Source organism: Hymenobacter sp. HD11105 (genome assembly GCF_054051685.1).
Genome location: NZ_JBSWBR010000001.1, coordinates 1,454,635 through 1,479,648, shown reverse-complemented (window position 1 = coordinate 1,479,648; position 25,014 = coordinate 1,454,635). Strand labels below are relative to the sequence as shown.

Below are 25,014 nucleotides of genomic sequence, written 5' to 3'. Positions count from 1 at the left end.
TCTCACTCATGCATTCCTCCCAAACCGACACCCGACAAACGGCTGCGAAGGAAATCAGCCAAAAGATAGCCGCCATCCAACAACTCGACTTGCGCAAGGAAGCCATCGACGACCTGGTACCGAAGATGCGGGAGTTGCTCAGCGGCACGGCCTTGCGCTGCTTGGACTTCGAGCCGGGGCTGTTGCTTTACCGCGGAACGCCCTGCGACCAGTTGCCCAAGCGCTTCGCTGATGTGTCGTATCCGCCCCCTGAGAAGGTAACTAAGGATCAGCGCGCCAACCGGGCCGGGGTGCCTATGTTTTATTGCAGCGCTACCTGGCACCCGCCTTTTTTTGAGTCGCATGTGAAGCCCGGCGACGAGGTGATTATTAGCCGCTGGCGCACTCAGAAGCCACTGCGCATTGCGGGCTTTAGCTACGCCGATTCCTGCGCCGATGACCCACACTCCGACCGCGAAGAATCCTTACACAAAGCATTAGAGTACCTGCCCAAAGCCGAGCGAAGCCTGGCCGAATTCCTGATTGGCTGTTTCACGCAGCCTGTTGGGCCCGGCGAGGAGTACAAGTACCGCTTGTCTATTGCCCTGACTGAGGCTTTTCAGCTGGGTGAGCAGTTTGATGGGCTTCTGTACCCATCGGCGGCAATGCCAAGCCCCTCTCACAACCTGGCCTTGCACCCGCGCTGCATTGATGAGCAAAAACTCGTGCTTCAGTACGTGGAATACCTGTCCGTGAATCGGGTAGAGACGGAAACCATTGACGTATGCTCGCTCAACTTTGCCCGCGGCGTGGCGCCCGGTGAAAAGCTGGAATGGCTTGACAGATCCGGTAACTGGATTCTGCGCGAAGGCGCTGACAGTAAAGAGCATTGTATTCCAAACAACTAAAAAAGCCCCCAGAACTGCTCTGGGGGCTTTTTTAGCTACTGTATTTATTTACCTGATCAGCTAGTGGCCAAGGCCAGCAATGCCGGAATATTTAGCGGCTCCGTGACCATAGCCAGCTCGCCAGAAGCTGTATGGGGCCACTCTTCGCGGGGCCGGTCGTAGTACAGTTCCACGCCGTTACCATCTGGGTCGTTCAGATAAATAGCTTCCGATACGCCATGATCAGCGGCGCCGGTAATGGGATAATCGGCGTCGAGGAGGCGCTGCAAGGCTACGGCCAGCTCGGGGCGGGTGGCGTAGAGAATGGCCAGATGATAAAGGCCTGCCGCTTGGCGCGGCGCCGGCGGACCGCCCAGGCTATGCCAGGTATTCAAGCCAATATGATGATGGTAGCCGCCGGCCGAAATGAAAGCGGCCTGGGTGCCAAAGCGCTGCATGAGCTGAAAGCCGAGCACGCCACAGTAAAAACTAAGTGCACGATCCAAGTCGGCCACTTTCAGGTGTACGTGCCCAATGCGGGTTTCAGGAGGAATGACGTATGGCTGGCTCATCGGTGTCAGAGCTACTGGTTTCGTGGACGTTGAGAAGGACTCTAATGACCTTACGCAAACAGACTGTAAAGCGATAACAACATTGCAGAGCAACTCACGAAGCCCATGCTCACTACCGTTTCTAATTCTAAGCTACGGCTCAGGTAAGGTCGCAATACCAGAAAGCAGCTTCTGGGGCGCCAGGTACCGGCGCTGGATACGTGCGACGCACTATTTCGCCCCGCTCAAAGAGAATAGGACTGCTGAAGTACGGCGCATCAAACACGAAGCTGTGGTACTCTCCGTTCTCGCCGCACGCATCGACGCTGGGGGGCAAATCGCGCAGAAAGTCGGCGTCGAGGAGGCGGCCGCAGAAGCTGGCGTCGAGGTGCTGCTCATTTACGCACACCACTACGGCCTGAAAGCCCAGATCGAGGTACTCGCGCAGCAAGTCGTCGGTAGGGCGCTGCCAGAGTGGAAAAATGCCCCCCAGCCCCACGCGGGCAAGCTGCTGTTCGCGGTAAACCCGTAAATCTTCCAGATAAATGTCTCCAAAAATGGCCTGGCTTACGCCCTGCGCCTGCAAGGGCGCCAAGGCTGCTTGCATAAGTTGTTCGTACTCGTCCATGCCAGGCGATTCGGGTAAGGCGAGCGTCGTAAGTGGCAGACCGATGCGCTGAGCTTGCGCTTCGAGCAGCGCTACCCGCACGCCGTGCATGGATACGCGCTGGTAGTGGGCGTTAATACTGGTAAGCAGATGCGTAACCTGGTGGTTGGGGTCGCGCAGGGCGTGATAGAGAGCGAGGGCGGAATCTTTGCCCCCGCTCCAGTTCATAAGGGCTGAAACGGGCATGAAACAAAGGTATTGGCCAGCGCCGGAAGTAGCGCGTCGCTCAAAATTTCCACGCGCCCTAACATCTGAGCAATTGGCTTCGGCTATTGAAGCCAGCTTATCGTATACAAGCTTTCCGAACCTGTATTTCACTCCAAAACAACCTCTTTATGAAATTTCAACAGCGTTATGCACTGGCCTTATTGCTGGTTGCAATGGCTCCGCTGGCCTCCTGTGAGTACGAAAAAGGACCTGGCAAGGACCCCCAGTACGTAGAAAACTTCAATCTGGAAGCTGCCAAGCCCCCTACCAGCAATGAAGTAGCTCGTGACAGCGTAAACCGCGTGCAAAACGTGCAGCCGCCGCTAGGCGAAGGCTCGGCCGCTGACCAGCAGATGTCGACTGACAATGCAATGAACTCGGCGCCCGGTGGCAGCAATGCCAGCTCGCCCCAGACGGCTTCGGGAGAGCCCGCCCAAGGGAAAACCCAGGATGGCAACAGCCGCAACGCATCGCAAGCCCCTTCTCAGGCCTCGGGCACCGACCAGAGCGGCAATGGTACCACCTCAGGTGGTGGTAGCACCGGCGGTGGCGGTATGGGCGGCGGTGGCGGCTCTACAACTCAGCGCTAGCCTGCCGCGCTTACGGCATTGCTTAGAACAAAGCAGCTAACGACCTTTTATACAGTAAGCATAAAAAAGCCCCCCAGGCATAGCTTGGGGGCTTTTTGTATTAACAACAACTGCTACAGCTGATTGGAGGTGCTGCGGCGGGCGTCATTTGCCACGGCTACAGCACTTTTCAATACCAAGCTATCTTCCAGCACTGCCCAAATTGTGTCGGGAAGACCGGTGGTGCGCCCCAGCGCCTTGCGCAGATACAAAGCGCCATAGGTGGCAGCTACCGCCATGCTGCCCCCAATCAGGGCGCCGGCGAGCATATTATCATTCTTAGCTTTGTAAGCCGCAGCTCCTACTAGCGCGCCAGCCAAGATGCGCCCACCCAAAATGGGCGGAGACGTGCGGTCGGGCATGCCAGGCATCTTGTCGGCGGCCATTTCGCTTACCGCTAATCCTTTCAGCACCTTAGCAACCGTGGGCGACTGCAGAAACCGCAGGGGCGAGCTGGCCAGCGCATGCGAATTATTTTTGGCCAATGCGTGACTGATGGTGGCAGGAGCCGTCATGCTGCGCATGCCGGCCATAGCGCCTAAGGCGAGAGTTTGACGAAGTTGCTGAGACATCTGATTGATTTTAATATAATAATGAATAGTGTCTTAAACGGACGGCGTTGGCAGATAGCCGACTGCCCAGCTTAAAAAGGTATAGTCTTTTGTGGTTGTGCGAGAGTAGGGTAAGCTTTGAAAAATGCCCCTGATATTATTAGCCATAAAAAAGGCAGCCTTAGTAGGCTGCCTTTTTTATTCAATTTAAACCCGAAGTGCGGAAATCTACCTCTGCTCAGCGGCCAGAGTAAGCAGGCAGGTTGCCTCCCGCCGCTACTCTACCCGCTGCAAGTCTAAATCCTGGAAGTCGAAGCTAAAGTCGGTGGCGGGCGAAATGGGCTTCATTTTAACGCTTGTGGCCTGGCCTTGCGCATCGAGGGTGAAAGCGGCGAAGGCGTCAGCATTGAAGCTGCGGTCGCGCCAGCGCACCACGTAAGTGTTGCCTTGGTAGGGCAGTAGCTGCCCCGTCAGGCGGGGTGAACGCTTGGCTTTGAGCCAGAGTTGGTTGCCCTGGGCAACGATGTTCACATCGCCCAACCAGACATCGTGGTAGCGGCCGACATAAGCCGCGTATTTCGGCTTTTTGGGCGCGGCCTTTTGGGCGGCGGCTACCTGCTTCCACACGGCCTCGTCGGCTTGCGTGTTGCTGGCTGTCCTCTTCTTGTTGATGTCGGTCATTTCCTGCACCCGGTCTTCGCCTGTCACGCCAAGGTAGTGGTCCAGAATAGTGGCAGAAACCGCGTTGAATGCCAGGGCGCTTTGCTGGTTGGTGAGTACAATAATACCCAGATGCAGTTCCGGCACCAGTTGCACTTTGGTCACCATCCCCGGCAAGTCGCCCGTGTGTGACACTACCTTGTAGCCTCGCGAGTCGTTCAAACTCCAGCCCAGGCCGTAGGCGGCAAAGTGCGTGTTGTAGGGCGAAGGTCGAGGCCCCACTCGCACGATGGTTTGTGGGCTCCAAATTTCCCACTGCGTGGCGGGCTGCAGCAGGGGCGCGGGCGCGCCGGGGCCGCCCAGCAGCATCAAGGCCCACTGGCTCATATCAGTCACACTGCTGTAAATGCCGGCGGCCGCTCCCTTCACGCTGTTCTGGTCGCGGCGAATGACCTGCACCCGGCCATCCACCGACGCGTGCGCGTCGATAATGTTGGTCGGATCGGGCAGGCGGGCAAAGCTAGTGGCGCTGCGGCTCATACCCAACGGCTTCAGTAGGCGGGCTTCCACAAACTCGGCCCAGGGTTGGCCCGAAATGCGCGCCACCACTTCGCCGGCCACGATGTAGAGATTGTTGTCGTAATCGTACTTGCTGCGAAACGACGACACTGGCTTGAAGTAGCGCAGGTTGTGAATGATATCCTGGACAGTGAAGTCCGTCGAATCGGGAAACTGCATCAGGTCGCCGGCGCCCAGGCCCAGACCGCTCCGATGGCAGAGCAGGTCGCGCACGGTGAACTCGGCCGTCACGTAGGGGTCGTACATTTTGAACTCGGGGATGTATTTCGTCACCTTATCGTCCCAGCCCAGCTTGCCCTCGTCTACGAGCAAGCCTAGCGCGGCCGTGGTAAAGGCCTTCGTGTTGGAGGCAATGCCAACCAAGGTATTGGCGTCCATCGTCGCTTTAGTTTTGAGGGAGCTGACGCCGTAGCCTTTGCTCAGCACAATTTGCCCGTCTTTGACCACGGCTACGGCGATGCCGGGCACATCAAAGGCCTTCAGGGTGCGGGCTACCACAGCGTCTACAGCCGCCACGTCGAGCGGGGCCGTGACGGGCGGGGCGGTTTGAGCCAGGGCCGGTCCCGACACGAAGAGGGCCAATGCCCAGCAGCGCAAAGAAAATAAACGCATGTATGCAGCTTGAACGGTTGTCTTGATGTAGTCTTTCGATTCAGGAAAAGGTGCCGGTTTACTGCCTAGCGCTGCCGGGCGGCCCAGGCGTCCATTGTTTTTTCCAGCACGGCCAGCGGCATAGAACCCCCCGCCAAAATCTCGTCGTGGAAGGCGCGCAAGTCGAACTTCGAGCCCAGTTGCTTCTCGTAGCGGGCACGCAACTCGCTGATTTTTAACTGGCCGGTTTTGTAGCTCAACGCTTGGCCGGGCGCGGCCATGTAGCGTTCTACTTCGGCCGTGGCACCCTGTTCAGTAATGGCCTCGTTGGCTTGCATGTAGGCAATGGCCTGCTCGCGAGTGAGCTTGCCGGTGTGCAGGCCCACATCGACCACTAGGCGTATGGCCCGGTGAATTTCGGCACCCAAGTGGCCCATGAGTTGGTTAGAATCTTGGAACACGCCAAGCTCTGGCCCTAGGCTCTCGGTGTATAAAGCCCAGCCTTCACTGAAAACGCCGTAGCCACCGAAGCGGCGGAACCGGGGCAGGGCAGTATTCTCCTGCTGCAACGAAATCTGATAGTGATGGCCCGGAATTGCCTCGTGCAGAAACAAGGTTTCCATTGCTGGGTTGGCGACGGTATTGTACTTGAGCGGGTCGAGAATCGGGACGTAAAAAATGCCCGGCCGCGAGCCGTCGGGGGTGCCGCGGTTGTACTGGGCCGAAGCCGAAGCCGCTCGGAACGCTTCGGTGGCCCGCACCTCGAACGCGGTTTTGGGGGTGCGGCTGAACAGCTTAGGCAATGATGGAGCGATGCGTGCCTGTATGGCCTCGAACGCTGCTATTACTTCCTGTTCGGTCTTGAAAGGCCGAAACTTGGGATCAGTATTGACAAAGGCGAAGTAGCCTTTCAGGTCGCCCGTGAAGCCAGTTTTGGCTTTCACACGTTCCATCTCGGCCGTGATGCGCGCTACTTCGCTAAGGCCAGTCTGATAAATTTGCTCCGGGGTACTGTTGGTAGTGGTGCTTAACTGCACGGCATAGGCGTAGCGGGCGGCACCCTGCGGCAGTGCTCCGATGCCGCTGCTGGCGCGGGCCTGGGGCAGATACTCGGTTTCGAGGAAGTCGGCCAGCTTCTGGTAAGGTGCTACCACGTCGCGGCGGATGGCCTGCTCAAACAGGGGCGTAAGGCGAGCTTTATCGGCTGCCGAGAAGCTGGCCGGGAAGTTCTTTACCGGGCCATAGAATAAGTTTTTAGCCGGGTCGGCTACGGCCACGGCGCGCAGCTGGCTCACCATTTTGGGCACGAGAGCCTTGGGCAACACTACCCCGGCCCGCATTCCGCGCCGGAAGTTACCGATAGCCGAATCAGCCCAGACTGGGAAGCTTTGCAGCCGGCTTAGCCATTTGTCATAGTCCTGCACCGTCTTGAAGGGCTGCGCGCCGGTACCCGTCCCAAATTGAACCAGGAAACTAGGTAAGCCGCCAAACTGGTTGAAGGGCATCATCCAGTTGTTGAACGCAAAACTCGCCAGCCGCTGGTCCAGCGAGTAAGCAAACATATCATAGCTTACTTGGTCGGTAGGGTTGAGGCGGGCGCGGTCGAGCTTCTGCAACTGCGTACGGTAGCGCTGGTAAAAGTCGCGTTCTTCTTGGCGCCGCGCCTGGGTCTGGAAGTTGGGAAACTGGTCGTTGTAGCGATTGTCGCCCCGGGAGGTAGCAAGAAAAGGATCCAGTTGGGCCTCCTCTTCCGAGTAAGCCTCAAACAAAGCTGCCAGCGGCGCTGAAGCAGATGACGAAGCGGCTCGGGAATTGGCTGCGGGCTTAGTTGTAACCGGCTTCGCTTTTTGCGCCACCGCCGGGCTCATCAGCGCCAGACCCAGTAAAGTTGTGAGGAAAGGTGATTTCATAAAATTTAGAAAAAGTAGAATCCATCAAATGTATACCTTTTCCAGTGTCTTCAAATAGGCGCGAAAAAAGCCCCCAACTCAAGTCGGGGGGCTTTTTCAGTAGAGATAATCGAGCTTTAGGCAACCAGCCATTAGGCTACTTCTGGGTAGCTGCCCAAGCGTCCATTTTGCGCTCCAGCACGGCCAGTGGCATGGCGCCATCTTTCAACAGCTCGTCGTGGAAGTTGCTGAGGTTGAATTTGCTGCCCAGTTGCTTTTCGTATCGGGCTCGCAATTCCCGGATTTTGAGTTGGCCAATCTTGTAGCTCAGCGCCTGGCCCGGAATGGCCATGTAGCGCTCCACGGCCGATATGTCGTCTTCCTCGCTAGCAGGCATGTTGTCTAACATGTAGGTAATAGCTTGCTCGCGGGTCATTTTGCCAGTGTGCATACCGGTGTCCACTACCAAACGCACAGCGCGCAGCATTTCATCATTCAAGGCACCAATGTATTGGTACGGGTCTTTGTAGAGGCCTAGCTCCTTGCCTAGGCTTTCGGTATACAGGGCCCAACCTTCGGTCATGGCGCCGTAGCCACCAAACTGCCGAAACTTAGGCAAGCTGGTATTTTCCTGCTGCAGCGAAATCTGGTAGTGGTGACCCGGAATGGCTTCGTGCAAGAACAGCGACTCCATGCCCTGCGTCACGTTGTACTCGGCAGGCTTGGGTAGAGGCACGTAGAAAATGCCTGGCCGGTTGCCATCCGGTGAGCCCGGGTTGTACTCAGCAGAAGCAGAAGCTTCGCGAAAGGCCTCGGTGCGGCGGATCTCAAACGGGGTTTTAGGCGTGCGCCCAAACATCTTTTTCAAGTTGGGCTCAATGGTGGAGTGGATTTTATGGAAGCCAGCCAGCACCTCCTCGGCAGTTTTGAAGGGTTGGGCTTTGGGTTCGTGTTTCACCTGCTCGAAGAACTCGCGCAACGTGCCTTTAAAGCCCAGCTGAGTTTTCATACGCTCCATCTCGGCACGGAGGCGGGCCACTTCGCGCAGCCCAATGGCGTTGATCTCGGCGGGTGTTTTCTCAGTAGTGGTCGAGTAGCTGGCTAGGAAGCGGTACATCTCGGAGCCGCCCGGCACGGCGTTAAGACCCGTAGTAATCCGTGCTTTGGGCAAGTACTCGTTGGCGAGGAAGTCGCCCAGCTTCTTGTACGTGGGCACCACCTGCGTCTTAATGGCCTTCTTGTAGGCTTCAGTCAAGCGCTGCTTGTCGGCGTCGGAAAAGTCTTTAGGAAAGTTGTTGATGGGGCCGTAGAACAGCGACTTGGTTGGGTCGGTCGGCACCATGTCAGGCGCTCGCATCTGTGGCAGCATTTTCACTACCAAAGCTTTGGGTAGAACCACGTCGGCCTTCATGCCGCGGCGAAAGTTGCCAATGGCCGAATCGGCCCACACCGTGAAGCCCTGCACCCGGCCCAGCCAGTTCTCGTAGTCCTTCACGGTCTTGAACGGCTGATTGCCCACGCCCGCGCCGTACAGGCCCATGTTGATAGGCAGACCCCAAAACTGCTGAAACGGCATCATCCATAAATTGAACTTCAGCCATTCTACGCGCTGCTTCAGATCATACTGAAAAATGTCGTAACTGATCTTGTCATTATCCGACAACTTTTCGCGGTCGAACTTTTGCAGCTGGCTGAGGTAGTTTTGGTAGGTTGTCCGGAGCGTGTCGCGGAAGGCCCGAGTCTGGTCGTTGGGCAGGCGGTTGTTGTAGCGGTTATCGCCCTGAGCAGTGGCGTTGAGTGGGTCCAGGCGGGCTTGGTCCTCCCAATAAGCCTCAAACAAAGCTGCCAGTGGAGCTGAAGCAGATGACGATGCGGCTCGGGAATTGGCTGTGACCTTTGTTGCAGTCGGCTTCGCTTTTTGCGCCACGGCCGGGCTTACCAGCGCCAAGGCCACTAAAGCAGTGAGGAAAGGTGATTTCATCAAATTTAGAAAAAGTGTAATTCATCAAATATAGACCTTTTTTAGTGCCCTAAGTCAGGCACTAAAAAGCCTCTCCAACTAGAGTTAGGGGGCTTTTTAGTAAAGACAATTTAGCTTCAGCAAAAGAAAAGCAAGCCTACTTCTGGGTAGCTGCCCACTCGTCCATTTTGCGCTCCAGCACCAGTACGGGCAGCGAGCCGTCCTTAAGCAGCTCGTCGTGGAAGTTGCTGAGGTTGAATTTGCCCCTCAGTTGCTTTTCATACTTGGCGCGCAGCTCCCAGATTTAGAGTTGACCAATCTTGTAGCTCAGCGACCAACGTAAGTCGCCACAATACCGCCCGCGGCTATTGTACTCGCTGCAAGTCTAGGTCCTGGAAGTCGTAGCTAAAGTCAGTGGCGGCCGAGACGGACTTCATCGTGAGGCTACTGGCTCGGTCCTGCTCGTCGAGGGTAAAGGCCGCGAAGGCATCAGCGTTGACGCTCCGGTTGCGCCATCGCACCACGTAAGTGTTGCCTTGGTAGGACAGTAGTTGGCCCGTCAGACGCGGCGAGCGGCTGGCTTTGAGCCAGAGCTGGTTGCCCTGGGCCACGACGTTCACGTCGCCGAGCCAGGCGTCGTGGTAGCGGCCCACGTAGGCCGCGTAGTTCGGCTTTTTGAGGGCTGCCAATTTCTGCCACACGGCCATCGCGCTGTCTGCGCAGCCTTTTGTGCGGCTCGGTTCTGCGAAACAGAAATGGAGCCTATGAAAAGGGGTAAGCGAGACCCACTCTGTGGTAAGAAGGATTAGAACACTCTATTTACCACCGCTACCACTAGTTACTGTTTTGGGCCTCGGCAGCGGCTGGTTGTATAAAATGGCCCTAATCGAGGCGAGTGGAGTAGAAACGTCGTTGTGGTTTTGCAAGATGATGATGGTTTTGTCGTGGGTCGTGTGCCGGTCGATGTAGGTGCGGTACCCGGGCCAGCTCCCACCGTGCCCCACCAGTTGGCCATAAATCGGATGGTTCTCTAGCATCCAGCCAAAGCCGTATTTAATTGTGGGCCGGTCCTTCCACGTCATGGTGGACCCGTCCTTCAATGTGGCTGCTTGGAACACTTCGCGCAGGGTAGACTGCGCCAGCAATTTGTTGCCGTATAAGGCCCGGTCCCATTTCAGCAAATCCTGGACGGTGGAGTTCACGGTTCCGTCCCCCACGATGCCGTCGAGCCACACCACCATGTTTGTGGCTTTCAATTGGTCCGGCAACACGTACTTTTTGGTACTGTCGGGCACGTAACCGAACGCATAATGCGCGATGGTTTTGGGCGCAAGCCGGCGCGTGTACACGAAGGTGTGCTTCATTTTCAACGGGGTGAAAATGTTTTTTTGCAAATACTCGGCGTAGGTAAGACTGGACGTTTTTTCAATCACCGAGGCGAGCAAGGCATAGCCGGTATTGGAGTACTCGTACTTGGTGTTGGGTTCAAACAAGGCCTTCGGTTGGTGCTTGCTCAATAGCGTAATGATGTCCCGATTGGTCGCAATGGTGGATTTATCAAACACGCCGTCCATCAGTTCCATGTAGTCCGGCAGCCCGCTGGTGTGGGTCAGCAAGTGCCGGATGGTCACGCCCGGGTAACCGGCGAGTTCCGGGAAGTACTTTTTTAGTTCATCATCCAAGGCTAACTTTTTCTGCTCCCGCAGGAGCACGATGGCCATAGCCGTGAACTGTTTGGAACAGGAGGCTAATTCGAATACCGACCCTTCTATCAGTTTCTCTTTGGTCTCCTCGTTGGCGTAGCCAAAGCTGCGGCTGTATATCACTTTCCCCTTTTCTGCCACGAGCACATTGCCATTCAACTTGTGGTTGGTATACAAAGAATCGAGCAGGCTGTCTATTTTTTGCGTTCTGCTTTGTCCAAGGGCAAGTTGTGCCAAGAAGAACAACGGGATGATAAATTTTACTTTCATGTGTTGTCGCTTTTAGGATGCGCTTTGTAAGTGCTGTTGATGGGGGATGCAGAAGAAGACCCTATGCAGGATGAAGGTTATTTCACGGCAAATGCAGAAGCAGCCCGGCCAGCCCGCGCGTGCACCGGCGAAACGGCACCCTCGCGGGCCGGCAGGTCCGCGTTATTTTACGCTGGCTGCCCACTCGTCCATTTTGCGCTCCAGCACCAGCAAGGGCAGCGAGCCGTCCTTGAGCAGCTCATCGTGGAAAGCGCGTAGGCTGAACTTCTGGCCCAACTGCTTTTCGTAGCGGGCGCGCAGCTCCTGGATCTTGAGCGCGCCTACTTTGTAGCTCAGGGCATTGCCGGGAATGACCATGTAACGCTCGACCTCGGCCGTGGCCTCGGCCTCCGCAATGCCCCCGGTTGCCATCATGTACTGAATGGCCTGCTCGCGCGTCATCTGGCCCGTGTGCAGGTGCACGTCGACGACGAGGCGCATGGCGCGGTGCATTTCTGATTTGAGCATGCCCAGGTACTGGTAGGGGTCGGTGTACAGGCCGAGCTCCTTGCCCAAGGACTCTGTGTAAAGGGCCCAGCCTTCGACGTAGGCCGGGCTCCCGCCGAAGCGGCGGAACTTGGGCAGGGCGGTGTTTTCCTGCATCAGCGAAATTTGGTAGTGGTGGCCCGGAATGGCCTCGTGCAGAAACAACGACTCCAGGCCGCGGGTCACGTTGTACTGCGTCACGTCGGGGATGGGTACATAAAAGATGCCCGGGCGCGAGCCGTCGGGCAGGCCCTGGCTGTACTGGGCCGCGGCGGAGGCTTCCCGAAACGCCTCGGTGCGGCGCACTTCGAACCCGGTTTTGGGCACTTGGCCGAACATCGTTTGCAGGTTGGGCTCAATCTTGGCATGCACCCCGCTGTACGCGGCTAGCACCTCCTCAGGCGTTTTGAAGGGGCGGAACTGCGGATCGGCGTTCAGGTGCGTGAAGAAAGCTTGCAGGTCGCCCTTGAAACCCACTTGCTGCTTGACCCGCTCCATCTCGGCACGCAGGCGCTTCACCTCACGCTCCCCGGTGCGAGCAATGTCCGCCGGCGGTGTCAGCGTAGTGGTGTAGACGCGCACCCAAAACGCATACATCTCCTGGCCTCCCGGCAGGGCGCCGATGCCCGCGCTGCTGCGGGCCTTAGGCAGATACTCGGTTTCGAGGAAGTCGGCCAGCTTGCGGTACGGGGCCGTAGCGTCGCGGCCGATGGCCTCCAGGTAAAGCGGCGTGAGGCGGGCCCGGTCGGCGGCCGACACGGCGGCCGGAAACGCCGCCACCGGCCCGTAGAACACGCTCTGGGTGGGGTCGGCGGGCGCCAGCGCGCGCAGCTGGGGCAGCATCTTCACCACCGCGGCCTTAGGCAGCACCACGCCGGCGCGCATGCCCCGGCGGTAGTTGCTGATGGCCGAGTCGATCAGGGGCGGGAACTGACGCAGGCGGCGCAGCCAGTTGTCGTAGTCCTGCGCCGTCTTGAACGGCTGCCCGCCCTTGCCCGAGCCGAGCAGGGGAAACGTGTTGGAGAAGGAAAATATGAATTGGTTGAAGGGCATCATCCAAAAATTGTGTTTGGCGCCCTCTAAACTTATTTCCAACTGGTACTTAAATACGTCGTAGCTCAGGCGGTCGTTGGCCGAGAGCTTGGCCCGGTCCAATTGCTGGAGTGCCGTCAGGTACCGCTGGGCGAAAGCAACGGATTCGTTGCGCGATACCTGGGTCTGGAAGTTATACAGCTGGTCGTTGTAGCGGTTGTCACCTCGGGCAGTAGCAGTGAGCGGGTTCAGGCGGGCCTGTTCTTCCCAGTAGGCCTCAAACAACGCCGCCAGCGGCGCCGAAGCACCGGGTTGAGTGGCCGGAGCAGCACTGGAATTAGCTGCGTCTTTGGGTGTAACTGGCTTCGCTTTTTGCGCTATTGCCGGGCTTATCAGCGCCAAACCCAATAAAGCAGTGAGGAAGGGTGATTTCATAAAATTTAGAAAAAGTAGAATTCATCAAATATATACGTTTCTCGGTCCACCTGACTAAGCATAAAAAAAGCCCCCCAAATAAAGTTGGGGGGCTTTTACTATTGAAGTCAATTTGACCTCAGCCAAAGAGAGAGAAGCAAGGCTACTTCTGTGTAGCAGCCCAGGCGTCCATTTTGCGCTCCAGCACTGCCAGCGGCATCACGCCGTCTTTCAGTAGCTCGTCGTGGAAGTTGCTGAGGTTGAATTTGCCCCCCAGTTGCTTCTCGTACTTCTGGCGCAGCTCCCGAATCTTCAGCGCTCCGATTTTGTAGCTCAGCGCCTGCGCCGGAATGGCCATGTAGCGCTCAATCTCGGCGGTGGCGCCCTGCTCGCTAATGGCTTCGTTGTCCATCATATACTTGATGGCCTCTTCGCGGGTCATGCTTTTGGTGTGCATACCCACGTCTACCACTAAGCGAATGGCGCGGTGAATCTCGTCGCCGAGGGCTCCCATATATTGATACGGGTCGGTGTACAAGCCCAACTCTTTGCCCAGACTTTCGGTGTAGAGAGCCCAGCCTTCGCCCATGGCGCCGTACCAGGCAAAGCGCCGGAATTTCGGCAGATTCTCATTTTCCTGCTGCAAGGAAATCTGGTAGTGGTGGCCCGGAATGGCTTCATGCAGAAACAGTGACTCCATACCTGAGGTCGTGTTGAACTCCTTGGCGTTCAGAATCGGCACGTAGAATACGCCTGGCCGCGAGCCGTCGGGGTTGCCCTGGTTGTACTCAGCGGAGGCGGAGGCGGCGCGGAAAGCTTCGGTCTGACGAATCTCGAATGGCGTTTTGGGCGTGCGGCCAAACATCTTTTTCAGGTTCGAATCAATCTTGGTCTGAATGGCGCGGAAAGCTCCCAGTACGTCTTCCGGCGTCTGATAAGGCATGAATTTCTTATCCGTCTTGAGATAAGTAAAGAAAGCCGGCAGGTCGCCTTTAAAGCCAACTTCGTTTTTCACGCGCTCCATTTCCGAGCGAATCCGCTTTACCTCAGCCTGCCCGGTCTGGTAGATTTCTTCGGGCGTCTTGTCGGTAGTAGTCCAGTTCTTTACGTAGTAGCGGTAAATTTCTGGGCCGCCCGGAATAGCCGAAATGCCGGTCGTGGTGCGGGCTTTGGGCAGGTATTCGTTCTTCAAAAAGGCCCCCAGCTTCTTGTACGTTGGTGCCAGATCGTTCAGAATAGCATCCTTGTAGGCGGCAGTCAGGCGCTGCTTATCAGCGTCGGAAACACCATCCGGAAACTTCGTCACGGGGCCATAAAACAAGCTCTTAGTAGGATCCGTCACCACCAAGTCCTGCATCTGTGGAATCATTTTTTCTACCAACGGCCGGGGTAGCACCACGCCCGCGGCCATGCCTTTGCGGAAGTTGCCGATAGCCGAGTCGCCCCAGGCGGCAAAGCCCTTAGCGCGGCCCAGCCAGTCCTCGTAGTCCTTTACCGTTTTGAAGGGCTGAATACCCGTGCCCGAGCCATATTGGCCCAGCGTGATGGGCAGGCCCCAAAACTGCTGAAACGGTATCATCCACGTGTTCAGCTTCAAGCCCGCAAGCCTGTTCTCTAGGTCGTACTTGAAGATGTCGTAGCTGATTTTGTCGTTATCCGATAGCTTTTCGCGGTCGAACTTTTGCAGCTGGCCGAGGTAGTTCTGATAGGTTGTCTGGAGCGTGTCGCGGAAGGCCCGGGTCTGATCGTTGGGCAGCCGGTTATTGTAACGGTTGTCGCCCTGGGCAGTGGCATCCAAGGGATTGAGCTTGAGGTTTTCTTCCCAATAATTGGCAAAGAGCGTCGACAGATCTTTTACCTCGGCAGTACCAGTAGCCGCGCCGCCATCGGCGGTGGTTTTCTGCTGATTACAAGCAGTTAGCAAGGCGCCAACCAGCAACCCGGTAAGGGCTAGTTTTTTCATGAAGAAGGGAGTGAGATATAAGGAGGATTTGAGAACGGAAATGTACTGCGTTTTATGACACGCCGCACAGCCGTTGGTTGCCTGCTTATTTCTCGCTCCCTTCTTCGGATGCTTTCTGAAAGCTTACTCTATTCGCCCGTTGCGGATGCGTACGTCGGCCTTGGGTTCCGGCTTTTTCACCATCGTACCAAAGGCGCCTTTTTGCTCGAATGAGCGGGCTACTTCGTCTTCCAGCGGCGTACGTTTTACCACCGGATTGTTAGCCCAGAAAGCGGGATCGTACTTGGTTTTTTTGATGGCTTCTAAGTCTCGCTCGCTGCTGCTTACTTTGCTGTAGGGCAAGTTGGTAGGCTTCCGGCTGGTATCGTAAAAGAAGGTGAAAGCCGCCACGCTCATCTTAGCCGCTGGCAAGCCCGGCCGCACCAGATCATAGGTCATGTTGGTGCGGATGTACTCGAGCGGACTCACGGCCGTTGTGTCACTCTGAAACACCATATCCAGCTCCAACTCCGAATTTTTGAACGAGAAAGTGGGGTTATTGGCCTTGCGCGTGAGCTGGGGCGTGGTCATCTTATAACGTATTACCTGGTAGGTATCTACGTCAATCCAGACGGTGCCTTTCGATTGATATTTGTTTTTCTCGGGGCGGGTTTCAAACGTGATTTCGGCTACGCCGCCCGTCTCACCTTTATCCAGCACGCCTTTTATTTCTAGCAGGTAATTGTCTACCACATTGGGGCTGAATAAGCCCAGTGACGTGGTGGTGTCGGCCTTGTCATCATAAAGACCGAAGGCTTTAGTATAAAGCGAAAAGTTCTTATCGCTGATCAGGGCTTGCTTAGCGGCGTAGCGCCCCTGCGCCATAGTCGTACCCTCAATGCGGGCGTTATTGGACTTAGCATTCCACACCATTTCCAGTAGTTCGGTGGGGTCGTTGTCGATGCGCGTGATCTGACGGTAATAGGCCTTACCGTAAAACTTACGGCCGTAGTTTTTCCTCAAATGCTGATAAGCTCGGTCAACCAGCTGATACGCATAGCTGCCCACTTTCACCTCCGAGAGCACCACCGAGGCCGGGGCCATCAGCACCTCCAGCGACTGACCTGGCGTGGTCACCCGCACGGTGTCCTTCACGTGGGCCAGCTCCGAGAAAACCAGGGTTTGAGGCAGCGATGGCAGGTTTAAGGTAAATTCCCCATTCTCGTTGCTGGCCGTACCCATAGTGGTGCCTTTCACCCCGATACCCACGAAAGGCAGCGGCTCTTTGGTTTCTTTATCCCGCACGATGCCGCGTACTTGCTGGGCTAGAGCGGTCTGACTAATGCCCCCCACCAACACGAGTACAAGGCCCAATGAGGCGGGTAGCATGCCGCTGGCAAAGCGGAAACGAAGAGAAACCAGGAGAGCAAGTAAGTTATTCAAGAGCTGAAAGCGTTTAGTTTTCAAGAGTATCAGTACAAATAACGCCTATTCGGGTCGTGGCGTGTGCCCAACGCACAAAAATTAGACCGGCGGGCGAAGGTGTGGTACGCTAGGGGGCATTTCTTAACAGTTGCTTTACACGAACCCACGTAGTTGGTGTTGCCTCACCTCACATCTTTGCAGCATGAAGAAATACTTTCTGATTTTGGGCCTGCTCCTGCACCTGGGAAGCCCAATGGCAATGGCTCAGCGCAAAAAAGAGCTAACTATAGCCTTCGGTTCCTGCAATCGGCAGAACCTGCCCCAGCCTATGTGGAAGCCTATTATGCAGGAAAAGCCCGACCTCTGGATTTGGTTGGGTGATAATATTTACGGCGACTCCGACGATATGGCTGTGCTCAAAGCCAAATATGACCTCCAGCTGGAGCAGCCCGACTACAAAGCCTTCCGCACCCAAACGTCCATCATCGGCACCTGGGACGACCACGACTACGGCCGCAACGACGGCGACAAATCCTTTGGTCCGCGCAAGGAAAGTCAGCAGCTCGCCCTCGACTTTTTGCAAGAGCCCGCCAACAGTCCGCGCCGCCAGCAGGAAGGCATTTATGCCGCCTACGACTATAAAGTGGGCCGCAAGAAAATCAAGGTAATTTTGCTCGACGATCGTTATCATCAGGATGCTCTGCAAAAAGATTCTGCCAGAGCTTACATCCCCAACACCACGGGCGACATTCTGGGCGAGGCGCAGTGGCAGTGGCTTCAGCAGCAGCTAGCCACCAGCGACGCCGACGCCCACATTATTGGCTCCGGTATTCAGTTTTTAGCCGAAGAACATCCCTACGAAAAGTGGGCTAATTTCCCAGCCGCGCGCCAACGCTTATTCGGTCTACTAGCCAGTACCAAAGCCAAAGGCGTCCTACTTATTAGTGGCGACCGGCACATCGGCGAAATGGCCAAAATAACCCTGCCGGGCGTCGCATCTCCAGTCTACGAAATCACCTCCAGCGGCCTGACGCACTCAGCTACCAATAACACGGGCGAACCGAACCAATACCGCATCGGCCCTTTGGTTAATCAGAAGCACTACGGCGTGTTTCGCTTTCAGCAGAAAGGCAAAAAGCTAGTAACAACGGTGCAGCTGAAAGGCGAGCAAAGCAACGTGTTTCACACCGAGGAAATCACGATTCAGTAATAAGCTTTTTTGCGTGAGTGAGAAAAGAGCTGAGGTGTCCTCAGCTCTTTTTTATTGTGAGAAAATCTAAAAGACCGTCATGCAGAGCGGAGCGAAGCATCTCGCTCGCGCCGTCAGATTAGTACTCCCGCATCAGCACGCGAGATGTTTCACTACGTTCTGCATGACCGCATAAAGGAAGAACTCACACTGCTGCTTTATGCCTGCTTAATTAAGCCAAAGCCAGTTTAAGCAGCAATTCACAAATAACTTCCCAGCATCCCGTATTTTCGCGGTTCCCTCACTGAACTCTGCGCCCTTGCTCACGCCCCGAAATTTCCCGCTCTTTCTGCTGATTTTGTTTCTGTTGCCTTTCGCCTCCTCGGCCCAGCAGCGTCGCACGAAATCAGCCAAGTCTAGAACCACTGCTGCCAAGCCGCGGCTGATGAACGCGCCGGTGCCTTTTGCCCCCCAGGCTGCAAAGTCGCGGTGGGTCGATTCGGTAATGGCGACGCTTACGCCTGATCAGCGGGTAGCTCAGCTGTTTATGGTGGCGGCTTACTCCAACCGCAAGCGCATCGATGAAGACTCCGTGTCGCAATTGGTGCAGCAGTACGGCGTTGGGGGTCTTATTTTCTTCCAGGGCGGGCCAGTGCGGCAGAGCAAGCTGCTGAATCGGTACCAGGCCCAGGCTAAGGTGCCACTGCTGGTGGCCATGGACGCGGAATGGGGCATCGGCATGCGCTTGGATAGCACCACGCGCTTTCCTTACCAAATGAGCATAGGCGGGGTGAAGGATACAGCCTTGTTGTATGAGATGGGCGCCGAGATTGCACGCCAGTTTAAGCGTACGGGCATGCACGTCAACTTTGCGCCGGTCGTAGATGTAAATAATAATGCCGCCAACCCCGTTATCGGCTTCCGCTCCTGGGGCGACAACCGCGAGGAAGTAACCGCCAAAAGCTACCAGTATATGCGTGGCATGCAGGACAATGGCATTCTGGCCGTAGCCAAGCATTTTCCCGGCCACGGCGACACCGACACCGATTCTCACTTCGACTTGCCCCTGATTCGGGTAGACCAGCGCCGCATCGATACGCTAGAGCTGTTTCCCTTCCGCAGCCTGATGCGGCGGGGTCTGGGGGGCATTATGATTGCCCACCTCAATATTCCGGCCCTCGACAGCACGGGCATTCCCTCCACCCTATCCAAACCCATCGTGACGGGGATGGTGAAGGAAAAGATGGGTTTTGAAGGCGTCATTTTCACTGATGCCATGAACATGAAGGGCCTCACCAATATGTTCGCGCCCGGCGAGGCCGACGTACGCGCCCTGCTGGCCGGCAACGACATTCTGGAGTTCTCCAAAAACATTCCGCTGGCGCTGACTATGGTGCGCGAAGCCATTAATCGGGGGGAAATAACCCAGGAAGAAATTGACCGTCGCTGCCGCAAAGTGCTGGCTCTGAAGGAGTGGTCGGGCTTGAATAAGTATCAGCCCATCGACCTTAAGAATCTGTATCAAGACCTGAACACGCCCCACGCCAACTACCTAAGTCAGCGCCTGAGCGAGTTGTCGTTGACCTTGCTGCGCAACGAGAAAAATCTGCTCCCCTTGCAGCGCCTCGACACCCTGCGCATCGCTACCGTGACCATCGGTACTAAAGACACTACCGATTTTCAGCGCATGGTGACCGACTACGCCCCCACCGACCACTTCTGGCTGTCGGCTACACCGACGCTGGATGAGCTGGTAAAGCTGCGCGAGGCTTTGAAAGGTTACAATACGCTACTAGTAGGCTTGAATAATTTGGGCCGGCTGCCAGCCACCAACTTCGGCGTGACGCCCGAAACCAACGTGCTGCTGCGGGAGCTGGCCACGGCCAAGCAGCGCATTGTGGTAAGCGTGTTTGGCAATGCCTACGCCGTGGCCAAAGTCCGCGACCTGGCCCGCGCCGACGCCGTAGTATTGGCTTATCAGGAAAGCAAAAATGCCCAGGACCTTACCGCCCAGATGATTTTTGGCGGCATTGGTGCTCGAGGCAAGCTGCCCGTTACCATCTCCGACCAGTTTCCGCGCGGCTTCGGCCTGAGCACCCAGGGCGGTATGCGCCTGAGCTACGGCTACCCCGAAGCCGTGGGCATGAACAACAACCTCGAAGCCCGCGTGGATTCGATGATGCAGCAGGCGCTGACAGCCAAGGCATTCCCCGGCGGCGAGGTGCTGATTGCCCGCAAAGGCACCGTGGTGCTACGCAAAAGCTACGGTACCCATGACTACGCCGACAACCCGCGTTTGGGGGGCAAAAAGCCGCGCCCGGTGCAAAACACCGACATCTATGACTTAGCATCGGTAACGAAAGTATCAGCGGCGCTGCCGGCCCTGATGCTTCTTCAGGACCAAGGCAAGTTCAACCCCGATATGACCATGGGGCAACTTTATCCCGAGTTTGTGGGCACCAACAAGCAGGACCTAAAACTGCGCGATGTCCTCACGCACCAGGCCCGCCTCAAAGCCTGGATTCCCTTTTGGAAAGACTACACCAAGCCCCGCGGCCTGTTCAACAGCCTGTTTGGCAAAAGCCCCGACGCCTCTAAAGTATCCGCTACCAAGCCATCGGAGCTGAACCGCCGCTTCTTCCGCGCCGATTCATCGGCTCGTTTCCCCTACCAGGCGGCCACTAACCTGTGGGCCCGCAAGGACTTTCCCAAGCGTATTCGTGAGGCCATTGCCGAGTCGCCGCTAAATGAGAAGCCAGGCTACGTGTACTCCGACTTATCATTCATCATGTCGCCGTGGTTCGTGCAGTCAGCGTCGGGGAAGCCGCTTAACCAGTTTGTAGTGGATGAAATTTATAAGCCGTTGGGTGCCACAACCATGGGGTACAACCCTACGCGCCGTTTCCCGCTCAACCGCATTGCGCCCACCGAGTACGATTCCCTGTTCCGCCACAGCCAGCTTCACGGCACCGTGCACGACGAAGGCGCAGCTCTGCTGGGGGGCATTTCTGGTCACGCGGGCCTCTTTGGCAACGCCAACGACCTGGCAAAAGTGGTGCAGATGTACGCTTGGAACGGCAAATACGGCGGTCAGCAGCTCATCAAGCCCGAAACCATAGCCGAGTACACCCGCTGCCAGTTCTGCCCCGATAACCGCCGCGCCCTCGGCTTCGACCGCCCCGCTACCGACCCTTCTGTAAATTCGGCCAAAAACGCCAGTCCCAGCAGCTACGGCCACACCGGCTACACCGGCACTTACTTCTGGGTTGATCCACAGTATGACCTCACAGTAATTTTCCTTTCCAACCGCGTCAACCCAACCCGCAACAATAATAAAATCAGCGAGCTAAGCGTGCGCAGCCACTTATTGCAGGTGGCCATCGAGGCTGTGAAGCAAGGCAACCGGGCCACTGTAGAATCAACAGTTCCGAAGGAAAATTAAACTACCGGGTACCTGGCCCGCCGGCTTATCTATTGGTACATTCGAACTCGCAACTATGCATTAAAGCACAGAGCCAACGACTATAAAGTCGTTGGCTCTGTGCTTTAATGCATAGTTGCGAGTTCTTGTCTTGAATCGAGTAGCTTAGTTCACTTCTCGTTTGGCCTACTACAATGCCTGCTCATCACTCACGCGTAATGCAGCGGAGCAGGTAATGGGCACCGTGACCAACTTCGAGACCAGACAATTCTCGCGCGCGTCCTCTATTAAAGTTCGAAACTGGGCTTGCGGTAAGCTCGGAACTCCTTCCGCAAAACGGGTGAGGTAGGAGTATTGTGCCTGATTTAATACGGTGCTATCGGTGCTGATACTACCGTGGCCAGCTGTGCCTGTACCAGAACAATATACTGTCGCAGAACGAGTTATCAACATTTACTTAATATACCAACAATGATAAATAACGATAGAATAGCTCAGTAGCCAGCTCCGACCAGACGCTAGGAAGAAGCATCAATTTGCGAGTAAGCATCAATAGCTTGGGCAAATGCTAAAGTAAAAAATTAGCCCGGTAAAGTTTAAACTCAACCGTAGGAAAATGGATTAGCTACTGACTACGGCTTACCTAGACCGTTTGCAAATAGACACTTAACTACCAGCTTGGGCTGGCGGTTTTTTCTTAGCTTGAACAATAGTGAAGCGCGCTTTTCCCACCCAACCTACTATCTATGCTCGGCTTAATGATGAACCAGCCCCTGCGTATCGCGGGGCTTATCGAACACGCGGCTAAGTGGCACGCCGACACAGAAATTGTGTCGCGCCTCACCGAGGGCGGCATCCACCGCTACACCTACGCCGACGCGCACCGGCGCAGTAAGCAGCTGGCCAATGCTCTCAAAAGCCTAGGCATCGGGATGGGCGACAGAATCGGGACACTGGCTTGGAACAACCACCGCCACTTCGAGCTGTATTATGGCGTGTCGGGACTGGGGGCCATTTGTCACACCATCAATCCGCGCCTGTTTGCCGAGCAGTTGGTTTTCATTATCAATCACGCCGAGGACAGCTATATTTTCCTGGACCTCACTTTTCTACCCCTGGCTGAGAAATTAGCCCCCCACTGCCAAAAAGTTGCCGGTTGGGTCCTGCTCACCGACCGCGCCCACATGCCCGCCGACTCTAGCTTGCCCGGCGACCTGCTTTGCTACGAAGAACTACTAGAGGTGCAGTCCGCGGACTTTGAATGGCCTGTTTTCGACGAAAATACTGCTTCCTCTCTCTGCTATACCTCCGGCACCACCGACGAGCCTAAGGGCGTGCTTTACTCCCACCGCTCTACCCTGCTGCATAGCTACGCTGCCTCCCTGCCCGATTGCTTCAGCTCCTCCGCCCGCGACGTAGTGTTGCCCGTGGTGCCCATGTTTCACGTCAATGCCTGGGGAATTCCCTACGTGGCACCCATGAACGGCTGCAAGCTGGTGCTGCCCGGCCCCGGCCTCGACGCGGCCAGTCTCTATGAGTTGTATGAGCAGGAGAAGGTCACCTTCACGGCCGGTGTGCCCACTATTTGGTTTGGCTTGCTGACTTTCATGCGGGAAAAACAACTGCAATTCACTACCCTCAAGCGCATGATAGTAGGCGGTGCATCTTGCCCGCCCGCCTTACTAAAAGCATTTGACGAAGAGCTGCACATCGAAATTCGACATGCCTGGGGCATGACCGAAACCAGCCCCCTGGGCACAGCCTGCACGCTCAAGGCCAAGCACTTGCTCCTTTCTCCCGACGAGCAATTCGCCATCCAGACCAAGCAGGGCCGGGCCATTTTCGGGGTAGATATGAAAATCGTGGACGATACCGGCCAGGAGTTGCCCCACGACGGCGTGGCCTTCGGCGACCTGCTCGTGCGCGGCCCCTTCATCGTAGGCAATTATTTCCGAGCCGGTGAGACGGGTAAGCTAACCCAAAGTGGCTGGTTTAAAACCGGTGACGTAGCCACTATCGACCCCGACGGATTCATGCAAATCACCGACCGCTCCAAGGACGTCATCAAGTCGGGCGGAGAATGGATTTCGTCGATTGATCTGGAAAATCACGCCATTGCCCACCCGGCCGTGGCTGAAGCAGCCGTGATTGGCGTGCCTCACCCCAAATGGAGCGAGCGCCCATTGCTGGTAGTAGTGCTCAAGCCGGGCGCCGAAGTAAGCAAGGAAGAGCTATTACAATTCTTCGAAGGCAAGATTGCCCGCTGGTGGACGCCCGAAGCCGTGGAATTTGTGGATCAATTGCCGCATACGGCCACCGGAAAGCTGCTCAAAACCAAGCTCCGCGAGGATTTTGCGGGCTATACTTTCTAAAATAGAAAAACTTAGCCCGTCATGCAGAGCGGAGCGAAGCATCTCGTGTGCTGACGCTAGATTACTAATCTTAGCTACCGCGAGCGAGATGCTTCGCTCCGCTCTGCATGACGGGTTAGAGAGATAGCACACAAAATCTGCACACTTTGCGATTCAGACCTTGATGATTATCCGCCGATTGTACATCACCCACAAAATTCCCAGCCAGATCAACACGCACACAATGGCACCTGCCAACGAGGCATTGATAGGACTGAAATAGGGCACGAAAAACGTATCGTAAAGCCAGGTGCGCAGGCCCACAGATTCGCCGCCTGCAACCGGAATCTTAATCATTTGCAGAATGCGCGGTACTAGGCCCGACAGGAAAAACACGGTGATGGCGTTTACCCCGTACACCAGAAACGGCTTGGTCCAGGCACGGTAGCCGTGCACGTCGCAGAGCCAGTACAGAGCAGCCAGCGTGGCCACCGCAATGCCGCCCGTATAAAGCACATAGGAACTGGTCCAAAGGCTTTTATTAATCGGAAACCAGCCATTCCAAATCATACCCAGCACGATAGCCGCGCCACCGCCCACGAATAGCCACGCAACTTTGGTCGCCGGCTCAGTGCTGCGGCGCCGCAGCCACTGCCCAGCCAGCATACCCAGCAGGCCCGTGCCAATGGCCGGCAACGTGCTTAGCAGGCCTTCCGGGTCCCAGGTTTTGCTGGACTTCCATAAGTGATTTTCTCCTAGTATAAGGCGGTCGAGCCAGGCGCCGAGGTTGGTAGCGGGCTCCAGATTGGCGGGCCCAAAGCCCGGAACCGGCACTACTTGCAACAGCACATTATACAGCACCAAAATGCCCCCCAGCAGCCACGCATGAGTGCGCCAGCCAGTTTTGACGAAGATGGTACCGCACACCAGAAATACCACAGCAATGCGCGCCAGCACCCCCGGAATCCGAACCGTCTCGAACACGAAACTGGGAAACAAGGCTGAGAACAGCCCCAACCCAAACAGAATAGCTGAGCGCCGCAGAATGCGCAGCAGCAACTGCGGATGGCGGCTGGTATCTTGACGGGCCGAATCCAGGGCGTACACAATGCTGACTCCTACAATGAAGAGAAAGAAAGGAAAAATCAAGTCGGTAGGCGTACAGCCGTGCCATTTGGCGTGCTCCAGCGGCCCATAGATGTGGCCCCAACTTCCTGGATTGTTCACCAATATCATAGCCATAACAGTGATACCCCGAAACACATCGAGCGAGACGAGCCGGCCCGGCCCGGAAGCTTCGGCCAGCGGCACGGTGTGCGTGGTGTCGATAGCGGCCTGCGTCGTGGTTTGCATATGGGGGGCTTTTTAAGAACTCTCTAAGGTAAAAAGACCCACTGGGAAACCATACTTTGTATTTCGGTACTCCATCCAAGGTATAAGCTCCGCTAAATAAAATTCAATATATAGTTGTGCGGCTTATGCCGCTGCTTTAGTTTTAACTCCTCTTTTCGGTATTACACGTTCGCAGAATAGCCTTCTTACTGCTAAGCAGTGTATACTTTGCAGTCTAACCTGCCCCCACCCTATGGACA

At 56.1% G+C, this 25,014-nt stretch carries 18 protein-coding genes; 5 read left to right on the top strand and 13 right to left on the bottom strand.

Features of this window, described 5'->3' with window-relative positions; translation table 11 throughout:
* The first annotated feature begins 8 nt into the window (after positions 1 to 8).
* Positions 9 to 887, top strand: coding sequence for an RES domain-containing protein (locus ACW9KT_RS06365; protein WP_457078532.1), 879 nt, complete (start codon positions 9 to 11; stop codon positions 885 to 887).
* 56 nt (positions 888 to 943) lie between these two features.
* Here ACW9KT_RS06365 and ACW9KT_RS06360 read toward each other — a convergent pair whose 3' ends face one another.
* Positions 944 to 1,438 (bottom strand): VOC family protein, encoded by a 495-nt coding sequence (locus ACW9KT_RS06360; RefSeq protein ID WP_457078531.1) that lies wholly within the window; start codon positions 1,436 to 1,438, stop codon positions 944 to 946.
* Between the two features lie 139 nt (positions 1,439 to 1,577).
* The gene (locus ACW9KT_RS06355) at positions 1,578 to 2,270 is read right to left on the bottom strand and encodes a Dph6-related ATP pyrophosphatase (RefSeq protein ID WP_457078530.1); all 693 of its coding nucleotides are present in this window, start codon (positions 2,268 to 2,270) and stop codon (positions 1,578 to 1,580) included.
* A 149-nt stretch (positions 2,271 to 2,419) separates the two neighbouring features.
* Between ACW9KT_RS06355 and ACW9KT_RS06350 the strand changes: the two genes are divergently transcribed.
* The gene (locus ACW9KT_RS06350; protein ID WP_457078529.1) at positions 2,420 to 2,881 is read left to right on the top strand and encodes a hypothetical protein; all 462 of its coding nucleotides are present in this window, start codon (positions 2,420 to 2,422) and stop codon (positions 2,879 to 2,881) included.
* Positions 2,882 to 2,994: 113 nt separating this feature from the next.
* On the opposite strand, the gene ACW9KT_RS06345 is transcribed toward ACW9KT_RS06350, so the two are convergent.
* The 10 genes from ACW9KT_RS06345 to ACW9KT_RS06300 form a co-directional block, all read right to left on the bottom strand.
* Positions 2,995 to 3,492, bottom strand: coding sequence for a DUF4126 family protein (locus tag ACW9KT_RS06345; protein WP_457078528.1), 498 nt, complete (start codon positions 3,490 to 3,492; stop codon positions 2,995 to 2,997).
* 255 nt (positions 3,493 to 3,747) lie between these two features.
* A complete protein-coding gene (locus ACW9KT_RS06340; protein WP_457078527.1) occupies positions 3,748 to 5,322 on the bottom strand; it encodes a serine hydrolase in 1,575 nt (524 codons plus the stop codon).
* 65 nt (positions 5,323 to 5,387) lie between these two features.
* The gene (locus ACW9KT_RS06335; protein ID WP_457078526.1) at positions 5,388 to 7,211 is read right to left on the bottom strand and encodes a DUF885 domain-containing protein; all 1,824 of its coding nucleotides are present in this window, start codon (positions 7,209 to 7,211) and stop codon (positions 5,388 to 5,390) included.
* A 136-nt stretch (positions 7,212 to 7,347) separates the two neighbouring features.
* A complete protein-coding gene (locus ACW9KT_RS06330) occupies positions 7,348 to 9,171 on the bottom strand; it encodes a DUF885 domain-containing protein (protein WP_457078525.1) in 1,824 nt (607 codons plus the stop codon).
* A 136-nt stretch (positions 9,172 to 9,307) separates the two neighbouring features.
* Complete coding sequence (locus ACW9KT_RS06325) at positions 9,308 to 9,445, bottom strand: DUF885 family protein (RefSeq protein ID WP_457078570.1); 138 nt, start codon at positions 9,443 to 9,445, stop codon at positions 9,308 to 9,310.
* Between the two features lie 70 nt (positions 9,446 to 9,515).
* Complete coding sequence (locus tag ACW9KT_RS06320) at positions 9,516 to 9,851, bottom strand: DUF3471 domain-containing protein (RefSeq protein ID WP_457078524.1); 336 nt, start codon at positions 9,849 to 9,851, stop codon at positions 9,516 to 9,518.
* A 114-nt stretch (positions 9,852 to 9,965) separates the two neighbouring features.
* A complete protein-coding gene (locus tag ACW9KT_RS06315) occupies positions 9,966 to 11,123 on the bottom strand; it encodes a serine hydrolase domain-containing protein (protein WP_457078523.1) in 1,158 nt (385 codons plus the stop codon).
* A gap of 162 nt (positions 11,124 to 11,285) precedes the next feature.
* Positions 11,286 to 13,115 carry a DUF885 domain-containing protein gene (locus ACW9KT_RS06310; RefSeq protein ID WP_457078522.1) on the bottom strand — a complete coding sequence of 610 codons (1,830 nt, stop codon included), beginning with the start codon at positions 13,113 to 13,115 and terminating at the stop codon, positions 11,286 to 11,288.
* A 142-nt stretch (positions 13,116 to 13,257) separates the two neighbouring features.
* Entirely contained in the window at positions 13,258 to 15,057 is a 1,800-nt protein-coding gene (locus ACW9KT_RS06305) for a DUF885 domain-containing protein (RefSeq protein ID WP_457078521.1), read from the bottom strand.
* 123 nt (positions 15,058 to 15,180) lie between these two features.
* Positions 15,181 to 16,479: a carboxypeptidase-like regulatory domain-containing protein gene (locus tag ACW9KT_RS06300; RefSeq protein ID WP_457078520.1), complete on the bottom strand. Its 1,299-nt coding sequence runs from the start codon at positions 16,477 to 16,479 to the stop codon at positions 15,181 to 15,183.
* 184 nt (positions 16,480 to 16,663) lie between these two features.
* Here ACW9KT_RS06300 and ACW9KT_RS06295 point away from each other — a divergent pair, with 184 nt between their 5' ends.
* From ACW9KT_RS06295 to ACW9KT_RS06285, 3 genes are all read left to right on the top strand, one after another.
* On the top strand, positions 16,664 to 17,671 hold the full coding sequence (locus ACW9KT_RS06295) for an alkaline phosphatase D family protein (protein ID WP_457078519.1): 1,008 nt from the start codon (positions 16,664 to 16,666) through the stop codon (positions 17,669 to 17,671).
* Between the two features lie 298 nt (positions 17,672 to 17,969).
* Positions 17,970 to 21,092: a glycoside hydrolase family 3 N-terminal domain-containing protein gene (locus tag ACW9KT_RS06290; RefSeq protein WP_457078518.1), complete on the top strand. Its 3,123-nt coding sequence runs from the start codon at positions 17,970 to 17,972 to the stop codon at positions 21,090 to 21,092.
* A gap of 725 nt (positions 21,093 to 21,817) precedes the next feature.
* Positions 21,818 to 23,443 (top strand): 3-(methylthio)propionyl-CoA ligase, encoded by a 1,626-nt coding sequence (locus ACW9KT_RS06285; protein ID WP_457078517.1) that lies wholly within the window; start codon positions 21,818 to 21,820, stop codon positions 23,441 to 23,443.
* Between the two features lie 153 nt (positions 23,444 to 23,596).
* Here ACW9KT_RS06285 and ACW9KT_RS06280 read toward each other — a convergent pair whose 3' ends face one another.
* A complete protein-coding gene (locus ACW9KT_RS06280; protein ID WP_457078516.1) occupies positions 23,597 to 24,775 on the bottom strand; it encodes an acyltransferase family protein in 1,179 nt (392 codons plus the stop codon).
* Positions 24,776 to 25,014 lie beyond the last annotated feature (239 nt).

Coding starts and splice junctions, on each gene's coding strand:
- ACW9KT_RS06310 (WP_457078522.1), bottom strand. CDS start 13,115: ATGAAATCACCCTTCCTCACTGCTTTATTGGGTTTGGCGCTGATAAGC.
- ACW9KT_RS06295 (WP_457078519.1), top strand. CDS start 16,664: ATGAAGAAATACTTTCTGATTTTGGGCCTGCTCCTGCACCTGGGAAGC.
- ACW9KT_RS06360 (WP_457078531.1), bottom strand. CDS start 1,438: ATGAGCCAGCCATACGTCATTCCTCCTGAAACCCGCATTGGGCACGTA.
- ACW9KT_RS06315 (WP_457078523.1), bottom strand. CDS start 11,123: ATGAAAGTAAAATTTATCATCCCGTTGTTCTTCTTGGCACAACTTGCC.
- ACW9KT_RS06330 (WP_457078525.1), bottom strand. CDS start 9,171: ATGAAATCACCTTTCCTCACTGCTTTAGTGGCCTTGGCGCTGGTAAGC.
- ACW9KT_RS06345 (WP_457078528.1), bottom strand. CDS start 3,492: ATGTCTCAGCAACTTCGTCAAACTCTCGCCTTAGGCGCTATGGCCGGC.
- ACW9KT_RS06340 (WP_457078527.1), bottom strand. CDS start 5,322: ATGCGTTTATTTTCTTTGCGCTGCTGGGCATTGGCCCTCTTCGTGTCG.
- ACW9KT_RS06365 (WP_457078532.1), top strand. CDS start 9: ATGCATTCCTCCCAAACCGACACCCGACAAACGGCTGCGAAGGAAATC.
- ACW9KT_RS06350 (WP_457078529.1), top strand. CDS start 2,420: ATGAAATTTCAACAGCGTTATGCACTGGCCTTATTGCTGGTTGCAATG.
- ACW9KT_RS06280 (WP_457078516.1), bottom strand. CDS start 24,775: ATGCAAACCACGACGCAGGCCGCTATCGACACCACGCACACCGTGCCG.
- ACW9KT_RS06335 (WP_457078526.1), bottom strand. CDS start 7,211: ATGAAATCACCTTTCCTCACAACTTTACTGGGTCTGGCGCTGATGAGC.
- ACW9KT_RS06305 (WP_457078521.1), bottom strand. CDS start 15,057: ATGAAAAAACTAGCCCTTACCGGGTTGCTGGTTGGCGCCTTGCTAACT.
- ACW9KT_RS06285 (WP_457078517.1), top strand. CDS start 21,818: ATGCTCGGCTTAATGATGAACCAGCCCCTGCGTATCGCGGGGCTTATC.
- ACW9KT_RS06355 (WP_457078530.1), bottom strand. CDS start 2,270: ATGCCCGTTTCAGCCCTTATGAACTGGAGCGGGGGCAAAGATTCCGCC.